Raw genomic sequence first — 25,591 nt, forward strand, 5'->3', positions numbered from 1 at the left:
ATGATGGACAATCGAAAACCGAAACTAGAAAACGATCAAATTGATGTCGTTGTCCGGCATGTTGAACCATTCGCCGATGACTTTATTGGTGAGGATGCCGTGGTACAGATATACGCCGTGCTTCAGGCCTTGGTTGCGGCGGATGGCGCTTTCGATGCCGCCGTCTTCTGCAATACTGAGGAGCGACGGCGTGATGATGTTGCTGATGGAAAGCGTTGCGGTCTTGGAGTAACGTGACGGGATGTTCGGCACACAATAATGGATGACATTGTGTTTGATGAAGGTCGGTTTTTCGTGCGTCGTGATTTCCGAAGTCTCGAAACAACCGCCGGTATCGATGCTCACATCGACGATCACCGCGCCGCGTTTCATGTGTTCTACCATGGTTTCCGACACTACGACCGGGCAACGTTCCTTGCCGCGCATGGCACCAATGGCCACATCGCAACGGCGCAGCGCCTTCAATAAGGCTTTTGGTGTGATGGTCGAGGTGAAGACGCGCTCGGTCAAAGAGTTTTGCAACCTGCGCAATTTGGTTATGGAATTGTCGAAAATCTTGATTTTTGCGCCCAAGCCGAGTGCGGTCCGGGCAGCATATTCGCCTACGGTTCCGGCGCCTAAAATTACGACATCTGTTGGCGGTACGCCGGTGATGTTCCCAAAGAGCAAACCTTTCCCGAAGTCATTGTGTGTCATCAGTTCGGAAGCGATGAGCACCGACGCCGTACCTGCAATTTCACTGAGTGACTTGACGGCAGGGTACGAACCGTCTTCGTCCTTGATGTATTCAAAGGCAAGCGCCGTCACTTTCTTCTTCGACAACGCTTCAAAATATTCTTTCTTTCGTGTTTTGATCTGGATGGCCGAAATCAGGATGGTTTCCGGTTTCAACATGTCGATTTCGTCCTGTGTGGGCGGCTCGACCTTGAGGATAATCGGGCAACCGAAGACTTTCTTGGTATCGGCGGTCATTTCTGCGCCGGCTTCGGAATATTCCTTGTCGCAATAGCCGGCTTCCAGTCCGGCGCCTGCTTCCATCAGCACCCGATGGCCGTGCGACGTGAGCGAGTACACGGCGTCTGGCGTCAAACAAATCCGGCGCTCCTGGTAACTGGTTTCCTTGGGTACGCCGATGAATAGTTCGCTCTTATGCCGGGCAACTTCGAGTTTTTCTTCTTGCGGAAGCAGTTGCTGTTTGGTGAATGGTGTTAAGGACATGGCCGGTTTGAAAATTTCCGGTCTAATTTAGATAAAAAAATCAATCCATTAACGGTTGTTTAATTTTTCCTGAAACGCAATTTGCGCGCGCCGTCCGAAAGTACCGTCACATCAATGACGCTGTGCGCTTCGGGAATCAGGTTAGGGATTTTTTCTGCCCACTCGATGAAACAATAATTCCCAGAGTATAGGTATTCCTCAATGCCCATGTCCAGCGCTTCGGTTTCGCGTTTGAGCCGGTACACATCAAAATGGTAAACCGTGTCACCCGAACCGGATACATATTCATTCACGAGTGAAAAGGTTGGGCTTGACGTGACGCCATCGATTCCAAGTGCGCGGCACAACGCCTTGATAAACGTGGTTTTCCCGGCGCCCATGGCACCATTAAACAGGATGACTTTTTCAGGATTCGCTGCCAGGACTTGTTGCGCGACGTGATCGATCTGGTCGAGTGAGAAGGTGATTTCCATAATGCAAAGTTGCCACGAATTCGCGAATAAAAAAATAGTTCCCGACTTCGCGGCCGTAAAAATTGTTTCGTGTGTAGCACACAATCGGGTCTGCGTTAGCGATAGAGCCAAGCACCGCGTGCAGGCGATAGCGCGGGCCGCAGGCAACGCCCAAACCATCGGCCACAGCCACCAATTACCAACCACCAACAACTAACCACTAGCAACTATCAACTAGCAACTATCAACTAGCAACTATCAACTAGCAACTATCAACTAGCAACTATCAACTAGCCACTAACAACTACTTCGGATTAAACACCAAAAACGGCACGATCATCTCTTCCAACGAGATGCCGCCGTGCTGATAAGTATTTCGGTAATAGCTTACGTAGTGGTTGTAATTGTTGACGTACGCCAAAAAATGGTCGTTCTTGGCAAAGATGTACGAACTGCTCATATTGATGGTGGGCAACCCGATGCGCTTCGGATCTTTCACGGCATACACGTCGCGGTCTTCATAGGTCAGGCTGCGTCCGGTTTTATAGCGCAGGTTCAAACTGGTATTTTTGTCGCCGATGACTTTGGATGGGTTTTTCACATTGATTGTACCGTGGTCAGTGGTGATGATGAGCCTGAAACCCAGTTGTTGCGCCTGTCGGATCATCTCCAAAAGCGGCGAATTCTGGAACCAGCTGAGTGTGAGTGAACGGTAAGCCTTGTCATCCGACGCCAGTTCTTTCACGACGTCCATCTCGGTCTTGGCGTGCGAGAGCATGTCGATGAAATTGTAAACGATTGTCACCAGATTATTGTCTTTCAATGCCTTGAAACCTTCCGCGAGCTTTCGGCCTTGGGAAAGGCTGGTGATCTTGAAATAGTCGCTTTTCAGGTTTTGCAGCCCGAGGCGTTTGAGTTGCGCCGCAAGGAAATCGGCCTCGTGCATGTTCTTGCCGCCTTCGTCAACGTCGTTCTTCCAGAATTGCGGGAATTGTTTTTCCATATCTGACGGCAGCAAACCGGAAAAAATGGCGTTTCGTGCATATTGCGTTGCCGTCGGCAAAATAGCGTAATACGGCACTTCCTTTTCGAGCTTGTAATGGTTGGCGACGATGCCTTCGAAGACTTTCCATTGGTCGTAGCGCAGGTTATCGATCACGACGAACAGCACCGGCCGGTCTTTTTTCTGCAATTCCGGCACGACCAATTCGCGGAACAGCGTGTGCGATTGCACCGGACGGTCGGCCTTCGGCAAGAACCAATCCTCGTAATTGCGTTCGACGAATTTCCCGAATTGCGCATTGGCCTCGACCTTTTGGGATTCGAGGATTTCCACCATGTTTTGGTCTTCGATGTTTTCGAGTTCCAGTTCCCAATACATGAGTTTCTTATACAGGCTGGCCCAATCTTCCCATGAGTTCACCATAGACATTTCCACGGCGATTTTCCGAAATTCTTTTTGGTAATCCAGCGTGGTTTTTTCGGACACCAGTCGTGACAAGTCAAGATTTTTCTTGAGCGCGAGTAGAATTTGGTTGGGGTTTACGGGCTTGATGAGATAGTCGGCGATCTTGGCACCGATGGCTTCTTCCATGATGTATTCTTCTTCGCTCTTGGTGATCATGATGACCGGCGTTGAAGATTTCTTTTCCTTGATTTCGGCCAGCGTTTCCAAGCCACTCATGCCGGGCATGTTTTCGTCCAGGAAGACGATGTCGAAATTGCCATCGGCGAATACGTCTACGGCATCGCGGCCGTTGTTGCAAGTGGTTACATCATAATTCTTCTTTTCCAGAAAGAGAATGTGTGGCTTGAGCAGGTCAACTTCATCGTCAACCCAAAGTATCTTGATTTTATCCATAAATATTTAAAACGGGCAATTTAGCATATCAAAAACGAATGTGCTCTTAAAGATATTGTAAATGTTAAAATGAATTTCTGAATCGTATAACATGACATGAAAATCTTATAAGGCAACCGCGGCGCTTACCTCATAATTTAGCGACATCAACCCTAATTACTAACGTTATGGATGCAACAGATAATAAAGCCAACCCGGACCAGCACCAAGTTTTTGCGCCCAAAGACCCGATATTGCTGTTGCCGGAGCACAATGACCAAATCTTGGAATCCATCGATTTCAATGCATATGGCACATCTGATGAAGACCTGCAATTTTAAATTTAACAAAGCGTTAAACCTTGAAAACCGGCCCGCGTCTTACGCCCGTTTTTCACCTAAAAAATCCACATCACATGAAAAAGCTTAAGTATTTCGGAGTATTGGCCATGGCCGCGCTCGCACTCAAATCTTGTAACAGAGATGATGAAAATGCCCTCGACGATGCCGCACTCCTCAAGACCAGCGCCGTCATAGACCGCATCAATGAAGAAGATTTTCAGATGGGCATGGAAACCGCCAACGAAGAATCTGCCCTGGATTCGCGTCCGTCAGACCTTACCGAAACCAGTTTGACTTCTTGCGCTACCGTAACGCAAACATCTGTCGGAACAAGTTTTCCGATGACTTTTGAAGTAGATTTTGGCAGCGGTTGTACGCATAACGGCATTACCCGCTCTGGATCGCTGACCATTACATTCACGGATTATTTGATGGCTACCGGAAGTGTGATGACGATACAACGCAACGATTACGTGGTGAATGGGTACGGCGTAGCGGGCACGGTAACCTATACCAACCAAACCAGCGGCAGCGTACCGCAATGGACGCGCACGGTCACCAACGGACAAATCACCACGCCGGACGGAGCGATTTACACGCACACCGGAACGCGCACCATCCGTCAGACAGAAGGCGCGGCTACACCGTTTGTATTGATTGACAACACCTTTGAAATTTCGGCTGGTACGGCCACAGTCACACGCCCGAACGGCTCATCGCTCACGGCAACCATACAGACGCCACTGGTGAAACACGCCACTTGCGGCTACATCTCGGAAGGCATTTTAAATCTTCAGGGCACATTCCTGGACGGCGATCTGGACTATGGCAACGACACTTGCGACAACACAGCGGTTTACACACATTCTGACGGCGCAACTTATACGGTCGTTTTGAATTGAATACCCCAATAATCGTGTAGGGAAGAGGCGTTAAGCCTCTTTTCTTTTTTATATTTGCACACCAAAACCTTCCGCGTGAGCCAAATCAACAAACTCAAGATTTTCAACGACCCGATCTACGGCTTCATCACTTTGCCGAACGAATTGATCTATGATTTGGTGCAACATCGGTATTTCCAACGGTTGCGCAGGATTTCGCAGATGGGATTGTCGTATCTCGTTTATCCTGGCGCACACCATACGCGTTTCCACCATGCATTGGGTTGCATGCACCTGATGCAAAAAGCCGTGGAAGTGTTGCGGTTCAAGAATGTCGCGATTTCGAAAGATGAGGAACAAGCGTTGTACATCGCAATCTTGCTGCATGACATCGGGCACGGGCCGTTTTCGCACGCCATGGAAAACAGCATCGTGGAAGGCGTGCACCACGAACAATTGTCCTTGCTGTTCATGAACAAACTCAATGAGGAGTTCGATGGCAAATTGTCGTTGGCGATACAGATCTTCAAGGGCGAATACCACCGCCGTTTCATGCTGCAACTCATTTCCAGCCAGCTCGACATGGACCGCATGGACTATCTCAAGCGGGACAGTTTCTTTACCGGTGTGGCCGAGGGCAACATCAATTCTGACCGTTTGATCCAGATGATGGCCGTGGTCGACGACGTCTTGGTGATCGAGGAAAAAGGCATTTATTCGGTCGAGAAATTCCTGATGGCGCGACGGCTCATGTATTGGCAGGCCTATTTGCACAAAACCAGCCTGGTTGCCGAACTGATGCTCATGAAAATCCTGCAACGCGCCAAGCAACTCACCAGCCACGGCATACAATTGCTGTGTGCGGAACCACTGTTGTATTTTATCTGCAACAAAGTCCAACGAGAAACTTTCGATGGGAATATGCTCGAGAAATTTGCGAGGCTCGATGATTTCGACATCATGTCTGCGCTGAAGAACTGGCAATACCACGACGATGAAATCCTAGCATCACTTTGCCGGCGCATCATCAACCGCGATTTGCTGAAAATCAAAGTCAGCAGCGATAAGTTCCCGAAGGAAGACATGCAACGGCTAGTCAGTGAATTTTCGGCCTTGCACAACATCCCGGAAGTTGACGCCAAATACTTCATTTTCAAGGGAAAAATAAAGAATCAGGCGTACAGCGCGGCCGTCGAACCGATCCACATCCTCAAAAAGGACAAGACCATAGAAGACGTCATTGAAGCCTCGGACCAACTTAACCTCAAGGCGCTGTCTAAACCGGTCACGAAGTATTACATATGCTTTCCGAAACAACTTGCCGAAAAATAGGTTTCGGAAGCGGTTTTTTTATATTTTTGTCCGATTATAAAATTCGAGGATGCAGTTTACGGCAGAACAAATAGCAGGCATTTTGGGTGGCGAAATCGTCGGAAATCCCAATGCTGCGGTATCAAGACTTTCCAAGATCGAAGAAGGCACCGAAGGTTCACTGACATTCCTTTCGAACCCCAAATACAACAACTACATTTACACGACCCAGGCGAGCATCACGATCGTGAACAGCACATTCGTCCCGGAGTCTGACATTACCACAACGTTGATCAAGGTGGAAGATGCGTACGGCGCGTTCACGAAAATCCTCGAATATTACGACCAGGTCAAACACAACAAGTGCGGCATCGAGCAACCGTCGTTCATCGCAGATTCAGCCAAATATGGCGACCATTTTTACCTCGGTTGTTTCAGCTATGTGGGCAACAATGTAAAAATTGGCCACAACGTCAAGATTTATCCGAATTCCTATATTGGCGATAATTCCGTGATTGGCGACAACGTGATTATTTTCGCTGGAACGCGGGTCTATTCCGAGTCGGTGATTGGCAACAACTGCAACATCCATTCGGGAACGATCATCGGCGCCGATGGTTTCGGGTATGCGCCTCAACAAGACGGCACGTACAAGAAAATACCGCAAATCGGGAATGTCATCATCGAAGACCACGTCGATATCGGATCCTGCACCACGATTGACCGCGCCACGATGGGCTCGACGGTCATCCGCAAAGGCGTTAAACTCGACAACCAGATCCAGATTGCGCACAACGTAGAGATAGGCGAGAACACCGTCATCGCGGCGCAGACAGGCGTGGCCGGTTCCACCAAGATCGGGAAGAACTGCATGATTGGCGGTCAGGTTGGCATCGCGGGGCATTTGACCATCGGGAACAACGTCCGCATCCAGGCGCAATCGGGCATTGGAAGGAATGTTGCCGATGGCGAAACCATTCAAGGCTCGCCGGCACTGGGGTATGCAGACTATAACAAGTCTTATGTGCATTTCCGCAACCTGCCGAAAATTGTGGCCGAACTCGAAGAACTCAAGAAACAAATAAACAATAAATGATGGTTAAGCAAAAAACCATAAAGAATGAAGTTTCCCTGACCGGCGTAGGATTGCATACCGGAAAGGAAGTGAAAATGACTTTTAAGCCGGCACCTGTAAACAATGGTTTTACATTCGTTCGCGTGGATTTGGAAGGGCAGCCGGTCATTGAGGCCGATGCATCTTATGTCGTGAACACGCAACGCGGTACCAATCTGGAGAAACTGGGCGTCAAGATCCAGACTTCAGAGCACGTCCTGGCGGCCTGTATGGGTTGCGACCTGGACAATGTCATTATCGAACTCAACGAATCGGAACCGCCGATCATGGACGGTTCATCCAAGTTCTTTGTGGAAGCCTTGGAAAAAGCGGGTATCGAAGAACAAGACGCGCCGCGTGAATACTATACCGTCAAGGAAGTGATTTCTTATACCGATGAAGCCACCGGAAGCGAAATCCTGGTGATGCCGGCCGATGATTACCAAGTCACTACAATGGTGGATTTCGGGACAAAAGTGCTCGGCACGCAGAATGCCACGATGAAAAGCCTGGTGGAATTCAAGGACGAAATTGCCGATGCGCGGACGTTCAGCTTCTTGCACGAGTTGGAAACGTTGCTCGACCACGGCCTGATCAAAGGCGGCGACTTGAATAACGCCATCGTGTATGTCGATAAGGAAATCTCTCCGAAGACGATGGAAAACCTCAAGGTCGCTTTTGGGAAAGACAATATTTCGGTGAAGCCCAACGGCATCCTCGATAACCTGACCCTGCATTACCCGAACGAAGCCGCGCGCCACAAATTGCTAGACGTGGTGGGTGACCTGGCGCTGATCGGGACGCGGATCAAAGGAAAGGTCATCGCGAACAAACCGGGGCATTTCGTCAACACGCAATTCGCGAAGAAACTCCAGAAAATTATCAAGATAGAGCAGAAAAACCAAGTGCCGTGCTTTGACCTGTGCAAGGAACCGCTCATGGATGTGAACAAAATCATGTCTATGCTGCCGCACCGCCCGCCGTTCTTGCTGGTCGATAAAATCTTGGAAATGTCTGAGTCGCACGTGGTCGGGCTGAAGAATGTCACGATGAACGAATCGTTTTTCGTGGGACATTTCCCGGGCGCACCGGTCATGCCGGGCGTTCTGATCATCGAGGCGATGGCGCAAACCGGCGGCATTCTCATCTTGAGTTCTGTGCCGGATCCTGAAAATTACCTGACTTATTTCATGAAAATAGACAATGTGAAGTTCAAGCACAAAGTTTTGCCGGGCGACACCTTGATCTTTAAATGCGATTTAATTTCGCCGATCCGCCGCGGTATCTGCCACATGCAGGCCAGCGCGTACGCCAACGGGAAACTCGTGACCGAGGCTGAACTGATGGCCCAAATCGTCAAAACACAATAACTATGAACCAACCGTTAGCTTACGTCCATCCGGGCGCCAAGATAGCCAAGAACGTCGTCATCGAACCGTTCACGACCATCCACAACAACGTTGTTATCGGCGACGGCACCTGGATTGGGTCGAACGTCACCATTATGGAAGGCGCACGCATCGGCAAGAACTGTAATATTTTTCCGGGTGCGGTCATTGCAGCCGTGCCACAGGATTTGAAATTCGGCGGCGAAGATTCGCTGGCCATCATCGGCGACAACTGCACCATCCGCGAATGTGTCACGATTAACCGCGGTACAATTGCTTCGGGCCAGACCACCATCGGGAACAACTGCCTGATCATGGCTACGGCGCACGTGGCGCACGATTGCCACATTGGCGACAATGCGATCATCGTGAACGGCGTGGCATTGGCCGGGCACGTGACCGTTGGGAATTTCGCCATCATAGGCGGGCTGGCGGCCGTGCACCAGTTCATCCACATCGGTGACCATGCGATGATTTCGGGCGGATCGCTCGTCAGGAAGGACGTACCGCCGTTCACCAAGGCGGCGAAAGAACCGTTGTCATACGTGGGCATCAACTCGGTCGGGTTGCGCCGAAGGAATTTCACATCGGATAAGATCAGGGAAATCCAGGATATTTATCGGATTCTCTATCAGAAAAATTACAATACGTCGCAGGCTGTTTCGATCATTGAAGCCGAAATGGCGGCCACACCGGAGCGCGACGAAATCCTGGACTTCATCAGGAATTCGAGCCGCGGCATCATGAAAGGATATTCTGGCGCGTATTAATTGACAACTGGTTTTGAAACCGGGAGTCGCGTTAGGGATGGAAATGTAAATCCTTTTCTTGCAAAGAAAAGATTGAAATGGACAGCCCGGCCCGCAAGGGAAACGCCCAAACAATTAAAAATTTAGAATTTAAAATTTATAATAACACGAAATGGCAAGTACTTCAGACATCCGCAACGGATTGTGCATCAAATTCAACCACGACATTTATAAAATCATCGAGTTCCTTCACGTGAAACCGGGCAAAGGACCGGCTTTCGTCAGGACAAAACTAAAAAGCCTGACCAACGGAAAAGTGTTGGAAAATACGTTTTCAGCAGGTCACAAGATCGATGAAGTGCGTGTGGAAACACATGAATTCCAGTTTTTGTACGCCGAGGGCGACAACTACAACTTCATGCACAACGAAACCTATGAGCAGATTGTTCTGGACAAGGCCATCTTGGACGCACCGGAATTGCTCAAGGAAGGCACTAGTGTGAAAGTCATCATCAACGCCGAAACCGAAGCGCCTTTGTCTGTAGATATGCCGGCATCTGTCGTGCTTGAGGTCACTTATTCAGAGCCCGGCGTGAAAGGCAACACGTCTACGAACGCCACCAAACCGGCCACTGTTGAAACCGGCGCCACCGTAAACGTGCCGTTGTTCATCAACGAAGGCGACAAGATCAAGATTGAGACCGCGACCGGAAAATACATGGAGCGGGTATAAACAGTCGATAGTTTTTAGTTGCTAGTAGTTAGATGATTGCACTAACTTCGAGCATCTAATCCCTGACAACTAACCACTAGCCACTAAATGAAATTCCCTAGAATACATACGCTCAAAGAGATTTCCGAAATCATTGGTTGCCGTTTTATCGGGGCCGATGATTTTGCCGTACATGGCATGAACGAAATCCATGTGGTGGAACCGGGCGACATCGTGTTTGTGGACCATCCGAAATATTATGACAAGGCGTTGCAGTCTGCGGCCACGATTGTTCTGATCAACAAAGACGTGGAATGCCCTGACGGAAAAGCGTTGCTGGTTTCAGACGACCCGTTCCGGGATTTCAATAAACTGACGAATCATTTCCGGCCGTTCCGCGCGTCGCGTGCGTCGGTTTCTGAATCGGCTATCATTGGTGAGGGAACAATAATCCAGCCTAATGTTTTTGTGGGCAACCACGTCACCATCGGCAAAAATTGCGTGATCCATGCCAATGTGGCGATTTACGACCACGCGGTGATTGGCGATAACGTGACGATCCATTCGGGTGCCGTGCTCGGTGCCGATGCGTTTTACTATAAAAAGCGTCCGGAAGGTTTTGACCAACTCAAATCCGGTGGGCGCGTCGTGATTGAAGACAACGTCCATATCGGGGCGCTTTGCACCATAGATCGCGGCGTTACCGGCGACACGACCATCGGCGCAGGATCTAAAATAGACAACCAAGTGCATGTCGCGCACGATACGGTTATTGGGAAAAAATGCCTCATTGCGGCCCAAACCGGCATTGCAGGTTGTGTCGTGATTGAAGACGAAGTCACGATTTGGGGTCAAGTGGGCACCACCAGTGGTATTACAATAGGAGAGAAGGCTGTTATCTTGGCGCAATCTGGTGTGGGCAAATCATTGGAAGGCGGAAAATCCTATTTTGGGTCGCCGGCCGAAGATGCGCGCGAGAAGATGAAGCAACTGACCAATCTGAAAAGGATTCCCGATATCCTTGAAAAGTTGAGTGATCTAAAAAACGATAAATCCCTATGACACCGAAGAAAACCGTCGAGAATTTTTACAAGTCGGACGTGTTGCTCGACCCGGAACTCACCGGTTCATTCCTCCACGAGGAAGCTTTGCTGGACTGGAACAGCAGCAAGGGTTTCCTGCAAATGAAAAAGGTCGACATTGTGTCTTTATGCGCCGAAATGGGCAAGGCCTATGTGCGTTCTAAGATGCGCATCAGCCATATCCTCGCCGAAGGCAATCTGGTGTCTGTGCGGTATTCGCATTTCGTCAAGACAATCGAAAACCCGCGGGAAGAAATCCTGATGGCGCATTTCATCGTGATCTGGGAAGTCCGTGACGGGAAATTGTTCCGCGGTTACCAGATGAGCCAGCCATCGTAAACGATAGTGGATTTTTCGGGTTTTCAGCTTCGGCAATCAAAAAACAATGCTACTTTTGCATAACATTTCAAACCATATAAAAAATAAAACATGAGCGTTTTAGTCAATAAGGATTCAAGGATTATCGTACAGGGTTTTACCGGTAGCGAAGGCACATTCCACGCGTCGCAAATGATTGAGTACGGCACCAATGTCGTAGGCGGAGTAACGCCGGGCAAAGGCGGCACGGAACATTTGAACCGTCCGGTATTCAACACCGTGAAAGATGCCGTCGATAAAGCAGGTGCCGACACGACCATCATTTTCGTGCCGCCGGCTTTTGCCGCAGACGCGATTATGGAAGCGGCCGATGCAGGCATCAAAGTCATCATCACGATCACCGAAGGTATTCCGGTAGCTGACATGATTAAAGCGTACGACTATATTAAAGGCAAGAACTGTCGCCTGATCGGGCCAAACTGCCCGGGTGTCATCACGCCTGAAGAAGCCAAAGTAGGCATTATGCCGGGCTTTGTGTTCAAGAAGGGCAGCGTGGGCATCGTATCCAAATCAGGAACGTTGACTTATGAAGCCGCCGACCAGGTGGTGAAGCAGGGCATGGGCATCACAACGGCCATCGGTATCGGTGGCGACCCGATCATCGGGACAACGACGAAAGAAGCCGTTGAATTGTTGATGAACGACCCGGAGACCAAATGCATCATCATGATTGGCGAAATCGGTGGCCAGCTTGAAGCCGACGCCGCCAAATGGGTAAAGGCTGATGGCAACCGCAAGCCTGTCATTGGGTTCATCGCCGGAGAAACCGCACCGAAAGGCCGTACGATGGGCCACGCCGGAGCCATTGTGGGCGGTGCCGACGATACCGCAGAAGCCAAGAAACGCATCATGCGCGAGTGCGGCATCCACGTGGTAGATTCGCCTGCCGAGATTGGCAAGAAAGTAAAAGAAGTAATGGGATAATCCTGTTTCAGTATAAAGAAACCCCGCGTCATGCGGGGTTTTTTATTCCCGTTCGTTTTGATATATTTACCATGTAAATCCCTTATATGAAACAACTTTACGTCTTGTTCGCCTTTTTCGCCGCTGTGTGCGTGCAATCGCAAATCGTCAACATCCCAGACCAGAATTTCAAGAACAAATTGCTCTACGCGAATTACGTAGCGCAGAACGCATCGGGCGTAAACGTTATCGTAGACAGCAACCACGATGGTGAGATACAAGTCAGCGAGGCGCTTGTCGTGAGGAAGTTGAGTATCACCAATTCGGGGGTTTCCAGTTTCGAGGGCATCCAGTCGTTCACCAACTTACAGGAATTTACGTGCGACAACAACTGGATTGTCACGTTGGATGTAAGTATGTTGCCTGCACTGAAGAAGTTGTCATGCCAGTCTTGCGGATTGACCGCACTTAACATCAATAGCTTGTCTGTGTTGGAAGAACTCTATGCCAACAGCAATTCACTTTCTTCGCTTGCATTGACTAACCTGCCGGCCCTAAAGACTTTAGAGGTCAACTTCAACGGTTTGTCAACCGTCAACTTGAGCACTCTTTTGGCCATCCAAATCCTAAAATTGGCCTATAACAATTTCACGGGCATCGATATTTCAAACCTGCCCGTTCTTTCGGAAGTGTCGCTGTCCGGTAATGAATTGGTTACCATCGACGCTGCAAATTTGCCGCTTTTAAAGTCGCTCGATCTTTCACAGAACCAATTTGCAGGTTTCGACATTTCAATCTTTCCCGCTTTGGAAACCTTTAACGGAACCGGAAACACGGCATTGTCTTCGTTGACGGTCGGGAATTTGGCCAATCTGAAGTCGATCAGTGTAAACGGCGGACAGTTGGCCTCATTGGATCTAAACGGCGCCCCGAACCTCAATGAACTGTATTGTGACGGCAATGTCATGGCGAGCCTCGACGTGTCTGCCCTGCAGCAACTTACAGCCTTGTCTTGCGAAGGCGGACAGTTGGCCTCGATCAATTTCGGGACAATCGAAAACCTAACGTACCTAAATTGTGATTTCAACCAATTGACGGCGCTGGATTTAAGCCATCTTCACGCCATGGTCAACCTGCAATGCCGATACAACGGGCTGACAATTATCGATGTTTCGGGGATGCCCGACCTGTATTTCTTTGCGTGCACCGGCAACCAACTGCAGGCGCTGGATTTGAGCCAGAATTCGCACATCAATTTCTTGGAATGTCAGGCCAACCAACTGCAATATTTGTTGGCGAAGAACGGCAACGACGAATCCGGCTTCAATTTCTCCGGCAACCCGACCTTGCAATACATTTGCGTGGACGAATCCCAAATCCAGGGCGTGACGCAGTTGATGTACAATTTTTCTTTTCAGGACAATTACTCTTATGTAGACAACTGTGCGCTCAATTCCTACTGTTCGTTTGTTCCGGGCGGCGATTACTATGAAATTCAAGGAACCGCCACAGTCGATGCCGACAACGATGGCTGCGAGGCTTCCGATCCGGTGTTCCCGACGATGAACCTACAGGTCACCGACGGTGTCAACAGTTCCAACTTTATCGGCAACGCGTCGGGACATTACATCATTCCGGTTCAGGCCGGAACGCATACGGTGTCGCCTCAATTGGAAAATCCTACTTATTTCACGGTTTCGCCAGCAACGATCGCGGTCGAATTCCCATCGCAAGCCAGCCCGCTAAACCAGGATTTCTGCATCGCGTTCAATGGCGAGCACCAAGATTTAGAAGTTGTGGTCATGCCAACCGATGTGGCGCGCCCGGGATTTGATTCGCATTACCGCATCATCTACAAAAACAAAGGTACAACGACCGAATCGGGAACGGTGACGTTCTTGTTCGAAGACGATAAAATGGATTTCGTATCGGCCAATCCCGCCGCAACGCAATCAGGAAGTATGCTGTCTTGGGATTACGCTGGGCTGCAACCCTTTGAAATGCGGGCCATCGAGATCACGCTCAATGCAAATTCCCCAGTCGAAACACCAGCGGTGAACATCGGCGACCAATTGAACTTTCAGGCGACAATCCATGAGGTGCTGTCTGATGAAACGCCCACCGACAATGTTTCCGGATTCAAGCAAGTGGTTCGTGGCTCACTGGACCCGAACGATAAGACTTGCCTTGAAGGTCCAACGGTGTCACCGGAAATTGCAGGCAATTACGCGCATTACGTCATCCGGTTTGAGAATACCGGAAACTTTCCGGCCGAGAATGTCGTGGTAAAAGACCACATCGACTACACAAAATTCGACGTAAGCTCAATTGTACCGTTAGCAGGAAGCCATCCTTTCGTCACAAGAATTACCGGACAAAACTTGCTGGAGTTTATCTTTGAAGGTATTAACTTGCCTTTTGAAGATGCCGACAACGATGGTTTCGTCGCTTTTAAAATCAAAACGAAACCCACGCTCGTGGTAGGCGACAATTTTTCAAACACCGCCAATATCTATTTCGATTACAATTTGCCGGTGACCACCAATACCGCGACGACAAACATCCAGCTTTTAGTCGCGCCTGATTTTGAGTTTTCGACGGCTTTTGCACTTTACCCGAATCCAGTTAAAAATACACTTCATATTCAGGCGACAAGTGATGTTGAAATGAAATCATTCCAGATTTACAACATGTTTGGCCAATTGATCCTGACGAGGATCGGCAACATTGAATCGGTTGACGTATCCCAACTTTCCGCAGGTAATTATTTTTTTAAGGTTATTACCGACAAAGGAAATGCGGCAGCGAAATTCATTAAGCAATAAATGGTATTCATCCAAAAATTAAAAGCCTGCCGGATTGCAGGCTTTTTTAACTGTTGTAGAACTTGCTGTTCCACATCTGCGCGCTGAATTTGCGGCCACCCATGAAGAACCCGTACATGAACACGGCGAAAATGGACTTGAACGCAAACAAGAAAACAATGATTGTCGCCATCCTGATATTTTCGCCCAGCCGATTGACCGGAAAGATCAAGGTCACGAAAATACTGACCGCCAGACATAGCAACGTAAATGTCCCAATGTTCCGCAGCGGCCACACCAGCCACTTGCGCGACGCCTTCAAATCGTCGCCCCATTGGTGGATTAAGTAATAGTAGTCATTTCCGATGGGCACGAAAAGCATCGGATCATTGTAATTCAAAAGGTGAAAAGCCTTGGTAGGCGCAATGATCCTAAAACCGTTGAGTGTGGTTTGGTGCTGTTTTTCCAGATTGCGGATTTCGGAAATCGCTTCAGCAGGAAAATCGTGCTTGAACATGTTGCTTTCCAGGAACCTGAGCCGGTAATCGATACAGACTTTTTTGATGTGGCCAATGTGATACATCCGGTCCGATTCGAGTTGTTCGAGGTTGAGATTGTTCAACGATGTGCCGCTGCCACTTTCAAGCCGGCGCAAAATATCAAGTCGTTCGGCTTTATTTTTCGCAAGGATTTCAGTGACCGACGCCAGCAAATCTTGTTCTGAAGCCTGCCGTTTGGCGCGGTCCAACTCGTGTCGCAAGTTTATGGTTTTCGAGAACATAGCCAATGAGTTAACGTACTAATTTAAGCGATTTGCCCGAATTCCAAACATGAGCATTTGTTAAAAGTTGTGGCGGCGGTATTTCGTCAAATGGTCGAATTGGCTATATTTGGGACGTTAAACAAACCATCATGAAACTACTCCAAGGAAAAACCGTCATCATCACCGGCGCGAGCCGCGGCATCGGAAAAGGCATCGCCGAAGTTTTTGCCGCGCACGGCGCCAATGTGGCTTTTACATACAGCGCATCGGCCGAATCTGCCCTGGCGCTCGAAAACGAATTGAACCAATTGGGCATAAAGGCGAAAGGCTACCAGTCCGACGCGGCTGACTTCGCGCAGGCGGAAAACTTCGTAAACGCGGTCGTGGAAGATTTTGGCAGCGTCGATGTCTTGATCAACAACGCCGGCATCACCAAAGACAACCTGTTGATGCGCATGAGCGAGGAAGATTTCGATAAAGTCATCGCCGTGAATTTGAAATCGGTGTTCAACATGACCAAAGCCATCCAGAAAACGTTCCTCAAACAGCGTTCAGGTTCCATCATCAACATGAGTTCCGTGGTTGGTGTGAAAGGAAATGCCGGACAGGCCAACTACGCGGCTTCAAAAGCGGGTGTCATTGGTTTTACAAAATCGGTCGCATTGGAACTCGGGTCGCGGAACATCCGCTGCAACGCCATAGCGCCGGGCTTCATCGAAACCGAAATGACCGCCAAACTCAACGCAGAAGTCGTGCAAGGTTGGCGCGATTCGATTCCGCTCAAGCGCGGCGGCACGACCCAGGATGTGGCAAACGCCTGTTTGTTCCTGGCTTCGGACATGAGCGCGTACGTCACCGGACAAGTGCTTAACGTGGACGGCGGCATGCTGACATAAGTAACAAAACAAAAACGATATGATCAAGAAAATTACATTTTTGAGGTTGTGCACCCTGACGGCAACCTTAATCGGAGCAACTGCGGCTCATGCTCAAAACGCAGGCTCATTAGACACTACTTTCGGTGTCGGAGGAAAATTTGTCGCGGCATACTATTACGATCAACAAACCGAGGACATTGCCATGCAGGCTGATGGAAAAATTATTGCTGTGGGCTGGACAAAAGCAAGTTCCGGGTCAGATTACAATTTCTTCATTTGCCGTTTCACTGCGAATGGAACTATGGATACGACATTCGGCCCGAATGGGAACGGAACGATTTCAGTAGATATCAAAGGAACCAATAAGTTCGACGTCGGCCGATGTGTTGCAGTTCAGCCTGACGGGAAAATCATCGTAGCCGGAACGGCAGGATTGCAGACGGACAATAGCGCATCGCACGCGGGCTTTATAAGGCTGAACTCAGACGGTACGCTTGACAACAGTTTCGGAACCGCAGGAAAATTTAGTTTTCCGGTTGGAAACGACACATCCAACCCATACGTTTTCATTAACGAAGTCCAGATTCAACCGGACGGAAAAATCGTAGGAATCGGAAGGGCTCGCAACAGTTCAACTGCTTATGATTATGCCATTGTCCGTTTAAATGCCGACGGAACTTTGGATTCAGATTTCAGCAACGACGGAAAACATACCGTTGATTTCGGGGGTCCTGCCGACGAAGCGACGCACCTCAAAATACTACCTGACGGAAAGATGCTCGTTGCCGGAAATACCAGCGAAGATTTAGGCATCGTTCGGTTGTTTGACGACGGTTCGGTGGACAACTCTTATGGAACGCTCGGTAAATTGGAAATTGCTCCGGGCGAAGGAAGCTATTACCTGCGGGGAATCGCGTGGCAGGCCGACGGCAAGATCGTGACATCGGGCCATACCATCGGAACAAGCGATATCCAACTGAATCGTTGGAATGCAGATGGTACGGCCGATACGAGTTTCGGTACAGATGGAGTGACCGAAACCGACGTCGATTCCGGAAGCGACGACCAGGCATCGAAAGCGCTTTTAATCCAAGACGATGGGAAAATCATCGTATTGGGGCGGATAACTACAGGATCGACCAGTTATTTTGGCGTGCTTCGTTATACTGACGCCGGGATTCTCGATTCGACCTTCAGCAACGATGGACAGGTTTTGACCACTTTTGGCACTGCATTCAGCTTTGCAACCAGTGGAATGCTGCAGCCTGACGGGAAATTGCTGGTCGCTGGATTGTATGGGTACAGCTTCAATTGGGGTGCGGCGATTGCGCGTTATCATACGACAGCGCTACTTGGGATTGAAGAATCACAGCGAAATGATATGGTTGTTTATCCGAATCCGGCATCCGAGGTTTTGATGATAACCGGAAATGGGCTTGAATCGCAGAAATTCGAAATCGTAGACATCGCCGGAAAATCAGTTATGCAAGGAGTTTTTTCGGCAGATGTGACGCAACAGATCCAAATTTCCGGGCTTCCGCAAGGTATGTATTACCTTACCGTAAAAAGCAGCGGAAACACGATGCCATTTGTAAAGAAATGAGATCATAAAAAATTTAAATCCGGAAACCGATGTCGATGGCATCGGTTTTCTTATTAAATTTTTACCACCGTTCAAAAGGCAGAAACCGCCTAATAATTACTATATTTATTTTTTGAATAGAAATATCAATTCATGACAACCGGCACAGTCCTTTTACTTTTATTATCGCTAGTCGTTGCCGCCGGACTGTCGTTTTTCCAATACTTTTTCAAAGCAGGCAGGCGAAACAGGACGAACCTGATTCTCGCCGTGTTGCGTTTCGTCTCTATTTTTGGCTTGTTGCTTTTGTTGATCAATCCGGTCATTTCAAGTACGAATTTCGAAACCGAAAAAACGCCGCTGCCGATCGTGCTGGACAATTCCAGTTCGATCAAGGTCTTGAAAGCCGACGGCACCGCGCAATCCGTCTGGAAACAATTGACCGAAGACAAACGATTGTCAGACAAGTTCGACGTACAACCATACCAGTTCGATACCGAATTTTCTTTGCTTGAATCGCCCGATTTCAAAGGCCGTCAATCCGATATGGAAACCATCTCGCGAAGCCTGGCTTCGATTTACAAGAACAAGATGTTCCCGACGGTTTTGATAACGGACGGCAACCAAACGAAAGGCAATGATTATGTCTATACGTTTAGCCCGGCCAATAAGGTTTTCCCGGTGGTGCTCGGCGACACGACCACATTCCTGGATTTGCGGGTGGCGCGCGTCAATGCCAACAAATATGCTTTCCACAAGAACAAATTCCCGGTAGAGGTGTTCCTGCAATATTCCGGGACGAAAAACATTTCGGCGGACTTCACGATTTCCAGCGGAAATACGGTGCTCGAAAAGCAATCCGTCGCGTTTTCACCCGATTCTAAATCGGCGGTCGTGAATGTGTTGCTTCCCGCGAACAATACCGGTCTGCAGGTTTTTACGGCGGCCTTGACGTCAAAGGAAACCGAGAAGAACACCTACAACAACCGCCAGCGTTTCGCGGTGGAAGTGATCGACCAGCGCACGGAAGTGGCCATTGTCGCGTCCTTGAACCATCCGGACATCGGCGCGCTCAAACGAAGTATCGAAACCAATGCGCAACGGAAAGTTTCCATAGTTAAACCTTTGGAAATAAAATCATTGCAGGATTTCAATATTTTGATCCTTTACCAGCCCGACGCTTCGTTCCGCCAAGTGTACGAGCTGAACAAATTGGCACGGCTCAACACTTTTACGATTACCGGCATGAACACCGATTTCGGGTTTCTGGGCCAGCAACAAAGCCATTTCCAATTCCGGATGAGCGGCCAGCCAGAAGATTATCTGGCCACGTTCAGCCCTGAGTTCAACCTTTTTGCCGTAGAAGACATCGGGTTTGCGAATTTCCCACCGCTGCAACATCCGTTCGGTACGGCCAAGCCCAACGGCAATACCAATGTTTTGCTTGGTTCACGCATCCGGGACGTCGCGCTTGACCAGCCTTTGCTGGCGTTCAGCGAAGAAAAAGGAAGCCGATCGGCGATGCTTTTCGGGGAAAACATCTGGAAATGGCGCATGCAAAGCCATCTGGACAACCGCTCGTTCGAGAAATTCGATTTGTTTATCGACAAGATCGTACAATTCCTGGCCACCAACGACAAGAAGCGTTCACTGGTGGTCAACCATGAATCGTTCTATAATGCGGGCGATGCCATTGAAATCACCGCGCAGTATTTCAACAAGAACTATGAGTTTGACGACAAGGCGCGCCTGACGCTTTCGGTGACCAACAAGGAAACAAAGCAGTCCAAGAGTTATGACCTGCTCAAACGGGCCAACAATTTCAAGGCGAATCTGGACGGACTGCCCGCCGGGAAGTATAACTTTTCGGTCAAGGAACTGAACTCAAATACCGTTTACAATGGCTATTTTGAGATACTGGATTTCGACATCGAGCAGCAATTCGTCAATCCGGACCTTGTAAAACTGAACCAACTCGCAGCCCAGACGCAGGGCAAAACCGTAATGCCGGACCAATTGGAATCACTCATAAAAGCCTTGCTGGAAGACCAGCAATACCGCGCCGTCCAGAAAAGTGTGCCCCGGAAAATACCGCTTATCGACTGGGTTTGGCTGTTGGCCATTATCGCCGCGTCGTTGGCCGCTGAATGGTTCATCCGGAAATACAATGGCCTGCTCTGATTTTTAAGGAATCGTTAAGGTGGTTTTAAGCCAGGCTTAAGGTTGCGCCAGGAACATATCGGGAACTTTGTAAAAAATACCCGGATGTACCGTTTCCGCTTTCTACCCAATCGTTTTGCACTGATTTCCCTGTTTTTCTGCTGGTTTCTGCTGTGTTCGTTTTTGCTGCGCATCGCGTTCCTCGCGTGGCAATTCCAAGAAGTTTCTTTGCAGCCCGGGCATGTCCTCCGAACGCTTTTTACGGGATTTATCTTCGACGCCGTAGCCGCATCTCTGGTGTTGCTGCCTGCCATCATTTACTTCGCATTGTATCCGAACCGTTGGGTTGGCAAGCGGGCCGATCGGGTCATCACGTACTTCTTCTTCGGATTGACGGTTTTTATTTTCGTATTCAGCTTCTTCGCCGAAGTGACGTTCTGGGAAGAATTCCGCTCGAGATTCAATTTCATCGCCGTCGATTATCTGATCTATACGCATGAAGTCGTCGCCAATATCCAGGAATCGTATCCGCTTCCGTTATTGATAGGTGGCGTGTTGTTGGTCACGCTATTTGTTGTATTCATAGGGTTGAGGCGCGGTGCGTTCTCGCAGGCATTTCATTCAAAAGCAACCGGCACGCAGCGCATCGCCGTATTTGCAGGTTTCGTCCTGGTGGCATTGATTGGCGTTTTTGGTTTGGATAATTCGGACGCCGAATGGTCGCCGAACCGCTACCATTCAGAGATATCGAAGAATGGCGTGTATTCGTTCTTTGCCGCCTTCCGGAACAACCGTATGGATTTCAACGAATTCTACACGACCGTTTCAGACGAACGTGCCTTTTCGCTTGTCCGTGGAAAATTGTCGGCCGGAAATGTATCCTATGAACTATCGGGCAAAAGCATCAAACGGCATATCAAAGATTCCATCGCATCCGTCGCGAAACCAAATATCGTAGTAATCATGGTGGAAAGCCTGAGCGCAAAATTCCTGACCACTTTCGGGAATGATACATCCATTACGCCATTTTTGGACAGTCTCGCCGGCCAAAGCGTGTTTTTCGAAAACATGTATGCCACGGGAACGCGCACCGTACGTGGCATGGAAGCCGTAACGCTGAGCATTCCGCCAACGCCTGGGCAAAGCATTGTGAAACGCCCCGGGAACAGCAACCTCTTTACGATCGGGCAGGTGTTTTCAGCCAGAGGATATGACAACAATTTCTTTTATGGCGGCGATGGCTATTTCGACAATATGAACGCCTTTTTCGGCGGCAATGGCTTTGCGATTTACGACCGTGGCCGCGGCAGTGTGCTCAGCGACGACATCAAGACCACGCGCCATAACATCGAAGACCAAGAGGTCACGTTCGAGAACGCCTGGGGCATCTGCGACGAAGACATCTACCGTAAAATGTTGAAAGTTTCCGACGAAAAATACGCGGCCGGAAAGCCGTTTTTCCACTTCATCATGACGACGTCCAATCACCGGCCGTATACATATCCGGAGGGCAAGGTCAAGATTCCTTCAGGCAAGAACCGGCAAGGCGCCGTACAATATACCGACTATGCGTTGCGGCAATTGTTCAAGGATGCAGCCCAAAAGCCGTGGTTTAAAAATACCCTGTTTGTAATCGTCGCCGACCATTGCGCCAGCAGCGCGGGCAAAAATGAAATCGACGTCGCCAATTACCATATTCCTGCGTTGGTGGTTAATTTGCCGGGCCATCTGAACCGAAGCATCCCGACGCAGTGTTCGCAAATTGACCTGTTTCCGACGTTATTCGGTTTGTTGCACTGGGATTATCAGTCCAATTTTTTCGGACAGGACGTGCTCGGCAGTCGATACGAACCGCACGCCTTCGTGGCGACCTACCGTAAATTGGGCTACATGAAAGGAAATCGCATCGCCATATTGTCTGACCAGAAAAAACAATCGTTCTACCGTTGGGATAAGAAAAACGACGCGCTACGGCCGCTTCCGATGGATAAAGGTTTTCTCGAAGAAACCATTGCTTGGTACCAGACGGCCGATTTCCTGTTTTTGAACGGCGGCCTAAAATGAGTGATGGCTGTTATAGTTGAGCCGTGATTTATTGGTAACTTTGACGCAAATTTTATTGCGATGATAAAAGCGATGATGGGCTTATTGATGCTTGTTTCGGTGACAGGCAATGCACAACAATGGCAAAGTGATCTGGAATTGGCCAAAACGTTGGCCCGTTCCGAGGGGAAATTGGTTTTCCTATTGTTTTCTGTGCCCGATGCCTGCGACATGTGTGATCGGCTGGAAAAGAACGTCATCAAATCCGAAACGTTCCGGCAATTTGCTGCGGCGAATTATGTGTTGGCGCGCCCGGATTTCAGGGAATCGGCACCGTTTGAAACCAAGGCCGACAACCTGCTCATCGTGGAAAAATACAACAAGGACGGCTTTTTCCCTTGGGTGGTAATTCTCGATGCCAACGCCAAAGTGTTAGGAAAAATGGGGCTTTACAACGACGAATCCCCGGAAATGTATATCGAAAAGTTACAATCAATCGTGAAAAAATGACAAAAATCCTGATTGTTGAAGACGAAGCCGGAATCGCGAAATTCCTGAGGCAGGGATTGGAAGAAGAAGGCTATGTAACAGACTGGGCCGCCGACGGTTCCGAAGGTTTGCGTCTGGCTAAAAGCGGTTCGTTCAATTTAATCCTGCTGGACTGGATGTTGCCCAAACTCAACGGAATGGCGCTTTGTTCAAAAGTCAGGGAAACCGATAAAAGCACACCGATTATTTTCCTTACGGCAAAAGACACCTTACAGGAAACCATCGCGGGGTTGAAGGCCGGTGGCAATGATTACATCAAAAAACCGTTCAGTTTCGAGGAGTTGCTCGAGCGCATCAAGGTGCAGTTACGCAATCCGGTGCAAACGCCCAACGATTTGCAGTTGGGGCATATCCTCATGAAGATCGCTACACACCAGGTCTTCAACGGTGATAATGAAGTGTTTCTCACCCAAAAGGAATTTGCGCTACTGGAATACCTGATTAAAAACAAAGGCACGGTATGCAACCGCAATAGCATCATCGAAGACGTCTGGAACATCCATTTCGAGTATGATACAGGTGTGATTGACGTTTTCATCAATTCGCTCCGCAAGAAACTCAACCTCAAAAAAGAGCAGGATTACATTCGCACCATCCGCGGAATTGGCTACATTGCAGACGATATCCCGCAATAAATGGCCGGTTTTTCCTTAAAGAACAGGATCGCACTGCATTATCTGCTCGGAACGGCGTTGGTCGTGTTCGTCGTTTTTGTTGTTATTTATCTCGTGGTTTCCGCATCGGTCAACGTCGAAATCAACCGTACATTGGCCTTGGAAGTTACCAATCACCAACACGAAGCCGCCGTTCGTACCGATACCACAAGGCTCGTTGATCCGGATGAGTGGGAAGAAAGCGAGCACAATGATTTGAACGTTTACCCGATTTTCGTCGAGATTTACGATAGAAACGGGCACCTGCGGGAGAAGTCGCCGAACCTAAAAAGCAGCCGTCTGTCTTTGCAACAAAATCCAAAGGAAAAATACCACAATCTCACACTTGGAGGCATAAGCATCCGCCAGACGCAGACCGAATTGCACAACAAAGGCCACTTCGTAGGGTATGCCGTCATTGCAATGTCCACCGAACAACAAAAGCGCGTGCTGGACAGTTTGCTGGTCATCCTCGGCATCACGTTTCCGTTGGTTTTATTGATACTTTATGTCATAAGCTCTTATTTGGCAGGGAAAAGCATCCGTCCGGTAAACGACATTATTGATACTACCGGGCGCATCAGCGAGGGAAGTTTTGACCAGCGGATTGCGCTGCCGCCGAACCGGGATGAACTTTACACATTGTCTTCGGCCATCAACAAACTGCTGGACCGCATCGAAAAGGCGATTGAGCGTGAGAAACAATTCACATCGGATGCGTCGCACGAACTCCGTACGCCATTGGCTGTGGTGAAAGGCACGTTAGAAGTGTTGGTACGCAAGCCGCGCGATACGGCCGAATATGAGGAAAAAATCAAATATTGCATCGGGGAAGTAGACCGGCTGAACAGGCTCGTGGACCAACTGCTGATGTTGGCCCGTTTTGAAAACCATCGCACTGAAATCACGAAAACCGAACTGGCGCTCACTGAAATCATCATGGAATCGCTGGAGCGGTATTCGTCGAAAATCGCGGCGCAAAAACTCAGTATAGACTTTACCTTCGACCGCCATTTTTATATCCATTCCGATGGCTATCTCGTGTCGGTCATCGTGACGAACCTGCTGTCTAACGCCTTGAAATATTCGAACCCTGGCGGCTTGGTGAAGATTATTCTTTCGGAAGATGACGAAGGTGTCACGTGTTCGTTCATCGACATCGGGATTGGCATCGCAGAAGCAGATCTGGATAAGATTTTCGACCAATTTTTCCGGTCGCAGCCCACCGAGCGCCAAGACATCAAAGGCACCGGACTCGGCTTGTCGCTGGTTAAAAGGCTGTGCGATTTGCTGGGCGTTGGCCTCAACGTCACAAGCAAGCAAGGAAAAGGCACGACGGCGACTTTGCTGTTCCCAAAAAACTAAGCCTGTAACTCAAACAGGATGACTTGGCTTTTGAGCCGTTCGATGAGCATGTTCATCATGCGTTTGTTCAGTTTCGATGAATTCTGGATGTACTCATTGTACTCGGCGATGGTAAATAGGGCGATGACCATGCCTTTGAGCGAATTCCTGAATTTGATGTCTTTCTGCACCGCATTCTCGATGTACTGCATTTTCTTCTCGGTCGGGTAGGCGTAAAAATCATTCTTGTATTTGGCCACGTAGTTCCTGAACACATCCAAAAACAAATCGTTCTGGAGTTTCAAAATCGGGCGCATGACTTCATTTTGGAATCTTTCCTCGGCACAGGCGTGCTGGACGTTTCCTTCTGTGTTTCCGCGCAAGGCGACGATAAAAGTGTCCCGGGCTTCCATTTTTATTTTCAAGGTATAAAAAAAACCGCTGCG

At 49.1% G+C, this 25,591-nt stretch carries 23 protein-coding genes; 18 read left to right on the forward strand and 5 right to left on the reverse strand.

Annotated elements, in window-relative coordinates; genetic code table 11:
- Positions 1-24: 24 nt before the first annotated feature.
- The 3 genes from ACM9J1_RS02075 to porX all read right to left on the reverse strand — a co-directional run bounded on the left by ACM9J1_RS02075 (position 25) and on the right by porX (position 3,531).
- Entirely contained in the window at positions 25-1,218 is a 1,194-nt protein-coding gene (locus ACM9J1_RS02075) for an alanine dehydrogenase (protein ID WP_415580222.1), read from the reverse strand.
- A gap of 59 nt (positions 1,219-1,277) precedes the next feature.
- Entirely contained in the window at positions 1,278-1,691 is a 414-nt protein-coding gene (gene tsaE, locus ACM9J1_RS02080; RefSeq protein WP_415580224.1) for a tRNA (adenosine(37)-N6)-threonylcarbamoyltransferase complex ATPase subunit type 1 TsaE, read from the reverse strand.
- A 283-nt stretch (positions 1,692-1,974) separates the two neighbouring features.
- Positions 1,975-3,531 (reverse strand): T9SS response regulator signal transducer PorX, encoded by a 1,557-nt coding sequence (gene porX / locus ACM9J1_RS02085; protein ID WP_415580225.1) that lies wholly within the window; start codon positions 3,529-3,531, stop codon positions 1,975-1,977.
- A 167-nt stretch (positions 3,532-3,698) separates the two neighbouring features.
- Between porX and ACM9J1_RS02090 the strand changes: the two genes are divergently transcribed.
- The 11 genes from ACM9J1_RS02090 (at position 3,699) to ACM9J1_RS02140 (ending at position 15,194) form a co-directional block, all read left to right on the forward strand.
- Positions 3,699-3,851 (forward strand): hypothetical protein, encoded by a 153-nt coding sequence (locus ACM9J1_RS02090; RefSeq protein ID WP_415580226.1) that lies wholly within the window; start codon positions 3,699-3,701, stop codon positions 3,849-3,851.
- A 74-nt stretch (positions 3,852-3,925) separates the two neighbouring features.
- Positions 3,926-4,753 carry a hypothetical protein gene (locus tag ACM9J1_RS02095; protein ID WP_415580227.1) on the forward strand — a complete coding sequence of 276 codons (828 nt, stop codon included), beginning with the start codon at positions 3,926-3,928 and terminating at the stop codon, positions 4,751-4,753.
- Positions 4,754-4,828: 75 nt separating this feature from the next.
- Positions 4,829-6,064, forward strand: a complete 1,236-nt coding sequence (locus tag ACM9J1_RS02100; protein ID WP_415580229.1) for an HD domain-containing protein — start codon at positions 4,829-4,831, stop codon at positions 6,062-6,064.
- A gap of 49 nt (positions 6,065-6,113) precedes the next feature.
- Positions 6,114-7,139, forward strand: coding sequence for a UDP-3-O-(3-hydroxymyristoyl)glucosamine N-acyltransferase (gene lpxD / locus ACM9J1_RS02105; RefSeq protein ID WP_415580230.1), 1,026 nt, complete (start codon positions 6,114-6,116; stop codon positions 7,137-7,139).
- A complete protein-coding gene (locus tag ACM9J1_RS02110) occupies positions 7,139-8,527 on the forward strand; it encodes a bifunctional UDP-3-O-[3-hydroxymyristoyl] N-acetylglucosamine deacetylase/3-hydroxyacyl-ACP dehydratase (protein WP_415580448.1) in 1,389 nt (462 codons plus the stop codon). Before lpxD ends, ACM9J1_RS02110 begins: the two co-directional genes overlap by 1 nt.
- Positions 8,528-8,529: 2 nt before the next feature.
- Positions 8,530-9,315, forward strand: a complete 786-nt coding sequence (gene lpxA / locus ACM9J1_RS02115) for an acyl-ACP--UDP-N-acetylglucosamine O-acyltransferase (RefSeq protein WP_415580232.1) — start codon at positions 8,530-8,532, stop codon at positions 9,313-9,315.
- Positions 9,316-9,466: 151 nt separating this feature from the next.
- Positions 9,467-10,027 (forward strand): elongation factor P, encoded by a 561-nt coding sequence (efp, locus tag ACM9J1_RS02120; RefSeq protein WP_415580233.1) that lies wholly within the window; start codon positions 9,467-9,469, stop codon positions 10,025-10,027.
- A gap of 87 nt (positions 10,028-10,114) precedes the next feature.
- A complete protein-coding gene (locus ACM9J1_RS02125) occupies positions 10,115-11,068 on the forward strand; it encodes a UDP-3-O-(3-hydroxymyristoyl)glucosamine N-acyltransferase (protein WP_415580234.1) in 954 nt (317 codons plus the stop codon).
- Positions 11,065-11,427 carry a nuclear transport factor 2 family protein gene (locus ACM9J1_RS02130; protein WP_415580235.1) on the forward strand — a complete coding sequence of 121 codons (363 nt, stop codon included), beginning with the start codon at positions 11,065-11,067 and terminating at the stop codon, positions 11,425-11,427. Before ACM9J1_RS02125 ends, ACM9J1_RS02130 begins: the two co-directional genes overlap by 4 nt.
- A 90-nt stretch (positions 11,428-11,517) precedes the next feature.
- Entirely contained in the window at positions 11,518-12,390 is an 873-nt protein-coding gene (sucD, locus tag ACM9J1_RS02135; RefSeq protein ID WP_415580236.1) for a succinate--CoA ligase subunit alpha, read from the forward strand.
- An 86-nt stretch (positions 12,391-12,476) separates the two neighbouring features.
- Entirely contained in the window at positions 12,477-15,194 is a 2,718-nt protein-coding gene (locus ACM9J1_RS02140; RefSeq protein WP_415580237.1) for a DUF7619 domain-containing protein, read from the forward strand.
- Between the two features lie 46 nt (positions 15,195-15,240).
- Here the strand turns inward: ACM9J1_RS02140 and ACM9J1_RS02145 are convergent, their stop codons facing one another.
- On the reverse strand, positions 15,241-15,933 hold the full coding sequence (locus ACM9J1_RS02145) for a hypothetical protein (protein ID WP_415580238.1): 693 nt from the start codon (positions 15,931-15,933) through the stop codon (positions 15,241-15,243).
- Positions 15,934-16,085: 152 nt separating this feature from the next.
- Here ACM9J1_RS02145 and fabG point away from each other — a divergent pair, with 152 nt between their 5' ends.
- The 7 genes from fabG to ACM9J1_RS02180 all read left to right on the forward strand — a co-directional run bounded on the left by fabG (position 16,086) and on the right by ACM9J1_RS02180 (position 25,166).
- Complete coding sequence (gene fabG / locus ACM9J1_RS02150) at positions 16,086-16,832, forward strand: 3-oxoacyl-[acyl-carrier-protein] reductase (RefSeq protein WP_415580240.1); 747 nt, start codon at positions 16,086-16,088, stop codon at positions 16,830-16,832.
- Between the two features lie 19 nt (positions 16,833-16,851).
- Complete coding sequence (locus tag ACM9J1_RS02155) at positions 16,852-18,417, forward strand: T9SS type A sorting domain-containing protein (protein ID WP_415580241.1); 1,566 nt, start codon at positions 16,852-16,854, stop codon at positions 18,415-18,417.
- Between the two features lie 132 nt (positions 18,418-18,549).
- Positions 18,550-20,577, forward strand: a complete 2,028-nt coding sequence (locus ACM9J1_RS02160) for a hypothetical protein (protein WP_415580242.1) — start codon at positions 18,550-18,552, stop codon at positions 20,575-20,577.
- Positions 20,578-20,661: 84 nt separating this feature from the next.
- Positions 20,662-22,620: an LTA synthase family protein gene (locus ACM9J1_RS02165; RefSeq protein ID WP_415580243.1), complete on the forward strand. Its 1,959-nt coding sequence runs from the start codon at positions 20,662-20,664 to the stop codon at positions 22,618-22,620.
- Positions 22,621-22,680: 60 nt separating this feature from the next.
- Entirely contained in the window at positions 22,681-23,109 is a 429-nt protein-coding gene (locus ACM9J1_RS02170) for a thioredoxin family protein (protein ID WP_415580244.1), read from the forward strand.
- Positions 23,106-23,783 (forward strand): response regulator transcription factor, encoded by a 678-nt coding sequence (locus ACM9J1_RS02175; protein ID WP_415580245.1) that lies wholly within the window; start codon positions 23,106-23,108, stop codon positions 23,781-23,783. The genes ACM9J1_RS02170 and ACM9J1_RS02175 overlap by 4 nt, the downstream gene beginning before the upstream one ends.
- Positions 23,784-25,166, forward strand: a complete 1,383-nt coding sequence (locus ACM9J1_RS02180) for a sensor histidine kinase (protein ID WP_415580246.1) — start codon at positions 23,784-23,786, stop codon at positions 25,164-25,166. It begins immediately after the preceding gene.
- Here ACM9J1_RS02180 and ACM9J1_RS02185 read toward each other — a convergent pair.
- Positions 25,163-25,558, reverse strand: a complete 396-nt coding sequence (locus ACM9J1_RS02185; RefSeq protein ID WP_415580247.1) for a glyoxalase — start codon at positions 25,556-25,558, stop codon at positions 25,163-25,165. The two genes, ACM9J1_RS02180 and ACM9J1_RS02185, sit on opposite strands and share 4 nt — an antisense overlap.
- Positions 25,559-25,591 lie beyond the last annotated feature (33 nt).

The sequence above is a fragment of the Flavobacterium longum genome (assembly GCF_965137575.1).
In the GTDB taxonomy this organism is placed as follows: Bacteria; Bacteroidota; Bacteroidia; order Flavobacteriales; family Flavobacteriaceae; genus Flavobacterium; species Flavobacterium longum.

Excerpts from the sequence above, each read along its gene's own strand:
- ACM9J1_RS02185 (WP_415580247.1), bottom strand. The coding sequence starts at position 25,558 with ATGGAAGCCCGGGACACTTTTATCGTCGCCTTGCGCGGAAACACAGAA.
- ACM9J1_RS02130 (WP_415580235.1), top strand. The coding sequence starts at position 11,065 with ATGACACCGAAGAAAACCGTCGAGAATTTTTACAAGTCGGACGTGTTG.
- porX (WP_415580225.1), bottom strand. The coding sequence starts at position 3,531 with ATGGATAAAATCAAGATACTTTGGGTTGACGATGAAGTTGACCTGCTC.
- ACM9J1_RS02110 (WP_415580448.1), top strand. The coding sequence starts at position 7,139 with ATGGTTAAGCAAAAAACCATAAAGAATGAAGTTTCCCTGACCGGCGTA.
- tsaE (WP_415580224.1), bottom strand. The coding sequence starts at position 1,691 with ATGGAAATCACCTTCTCACTCGACCAGATCGATCACGTCGCGCAACAA.
- ACM9J1_RS02125 (WP_415580234.1), top strand. The coding sequence starts at position 10,115 with ATGAAATTCCCTAGAATACATACGCTCAAAGAGATTTCCGAAATCATT.
- fabG (WP_415580240.1), top strand. The coding sequence starts at position 16,086 with ATGAAACTACTCCAAGGAAAAACCGTCATCATCACCGGCGCGAGCCGC.
- ACM9J1_RS02175 (WP_415580245.1), top strand. The coding sequence starts at position 23,106 with ATGACAAAAATCCTGATTGTTGAAGACGAAGCCGGAATCGCGAAATTC.
- lpxA (WP_415580232.1), top strand. The coding sequence starts at position 8,530 with ATGAACCAACCGTTAGCTTACGTCCATCCGGGCGCCAAGATAGCCAAG.
- ACM9J1_RS02090 (WP_415580226.1), top strand. The coding sequence starts at position 3,699 with ATGGATGCAACAGATAATAAAGCCAACCCGGACCAGCACCAAGTTTTT.
- lpxD (WP_415580230.1), top strand. The coding sequence starts at position 6,114 with ATGCAGTTTACGGCAGAACAAATAGCAGGCATTTTGGGTGGCGAAATC.
- ACM9J1_RS02140 (WP_415580237.1), top strand. The coding sequence starts at position 12,477 with ATGAAACAACTTTACGTCTTGTTCGCCTTTTTCGCCGCTGTGTGCGTG.
- ACM9J1_RS02160 (WP_415580242.1), top strand. The coding sequence starts at position 18,550 with ATGACAACCGGCACAGTCCTTTTACTTTTATTATCGCTAGTCGTTGCC.
- ACM9J1_RS02165 (WP_415580243.1), top strand. The coding sequence starts at position 20,662 with ATGTACCGTTTCCGCTTTCTACCCAATCGTTTTGCACTGATTTCCCTG.
- ACM9J1_RS02180 (WP_415580246.1), top strand. The coding sequence starts at position 23,784 with ATGGCCGGTTTTTCCTTAAAGAACAGGATCGCACTGCATTATCTGCTC.
- sucD (WP_415580236.1), top strand. The coding sequence starts at position 11,518 with ATGAGCGTTTTAGTCAATAAGGATTCAAGGATTATCGTACAGGGTTTT.
- ACM9J1_RS02095 (WP_415580227.1), top strand. The coding sequence starts at position 3,926 with ATGAAAAAGCTTAAGTATTTCGGAGTATTGGCCATGGCCGCGCTCGCA.
- efp (WP_415580233.1), top strand. The coding sequence starts at position 9,467 with ATGGCAAGTACTTCAGACATCCGCAACGGATTGTGCATCAAATTCAAC.
- ACM9J1_RS02170 (WP_415580244.1), top strand. The coding sequence starts at position 22,681 with ATGATAAAAGCGATGATGGGCTTATTGATGCTTGTTTCGGTGACAGGC.
- ACM9J1_RS02155 (WP_415580241.1), top strand. The coding sequence starts at position 16,852 with ATGATCAAGAAAATTACATTTTTGAGGTTGTGCACCCTGACGGCAACC.
- ACM9J1_RS02075 (WP_415580222.1), bottom strand. The coding sequence starts at position 1,218 with ATGTCCTTAACACCATTCACCAAACAGCAACTGCTTCCGCAAGAAGAA.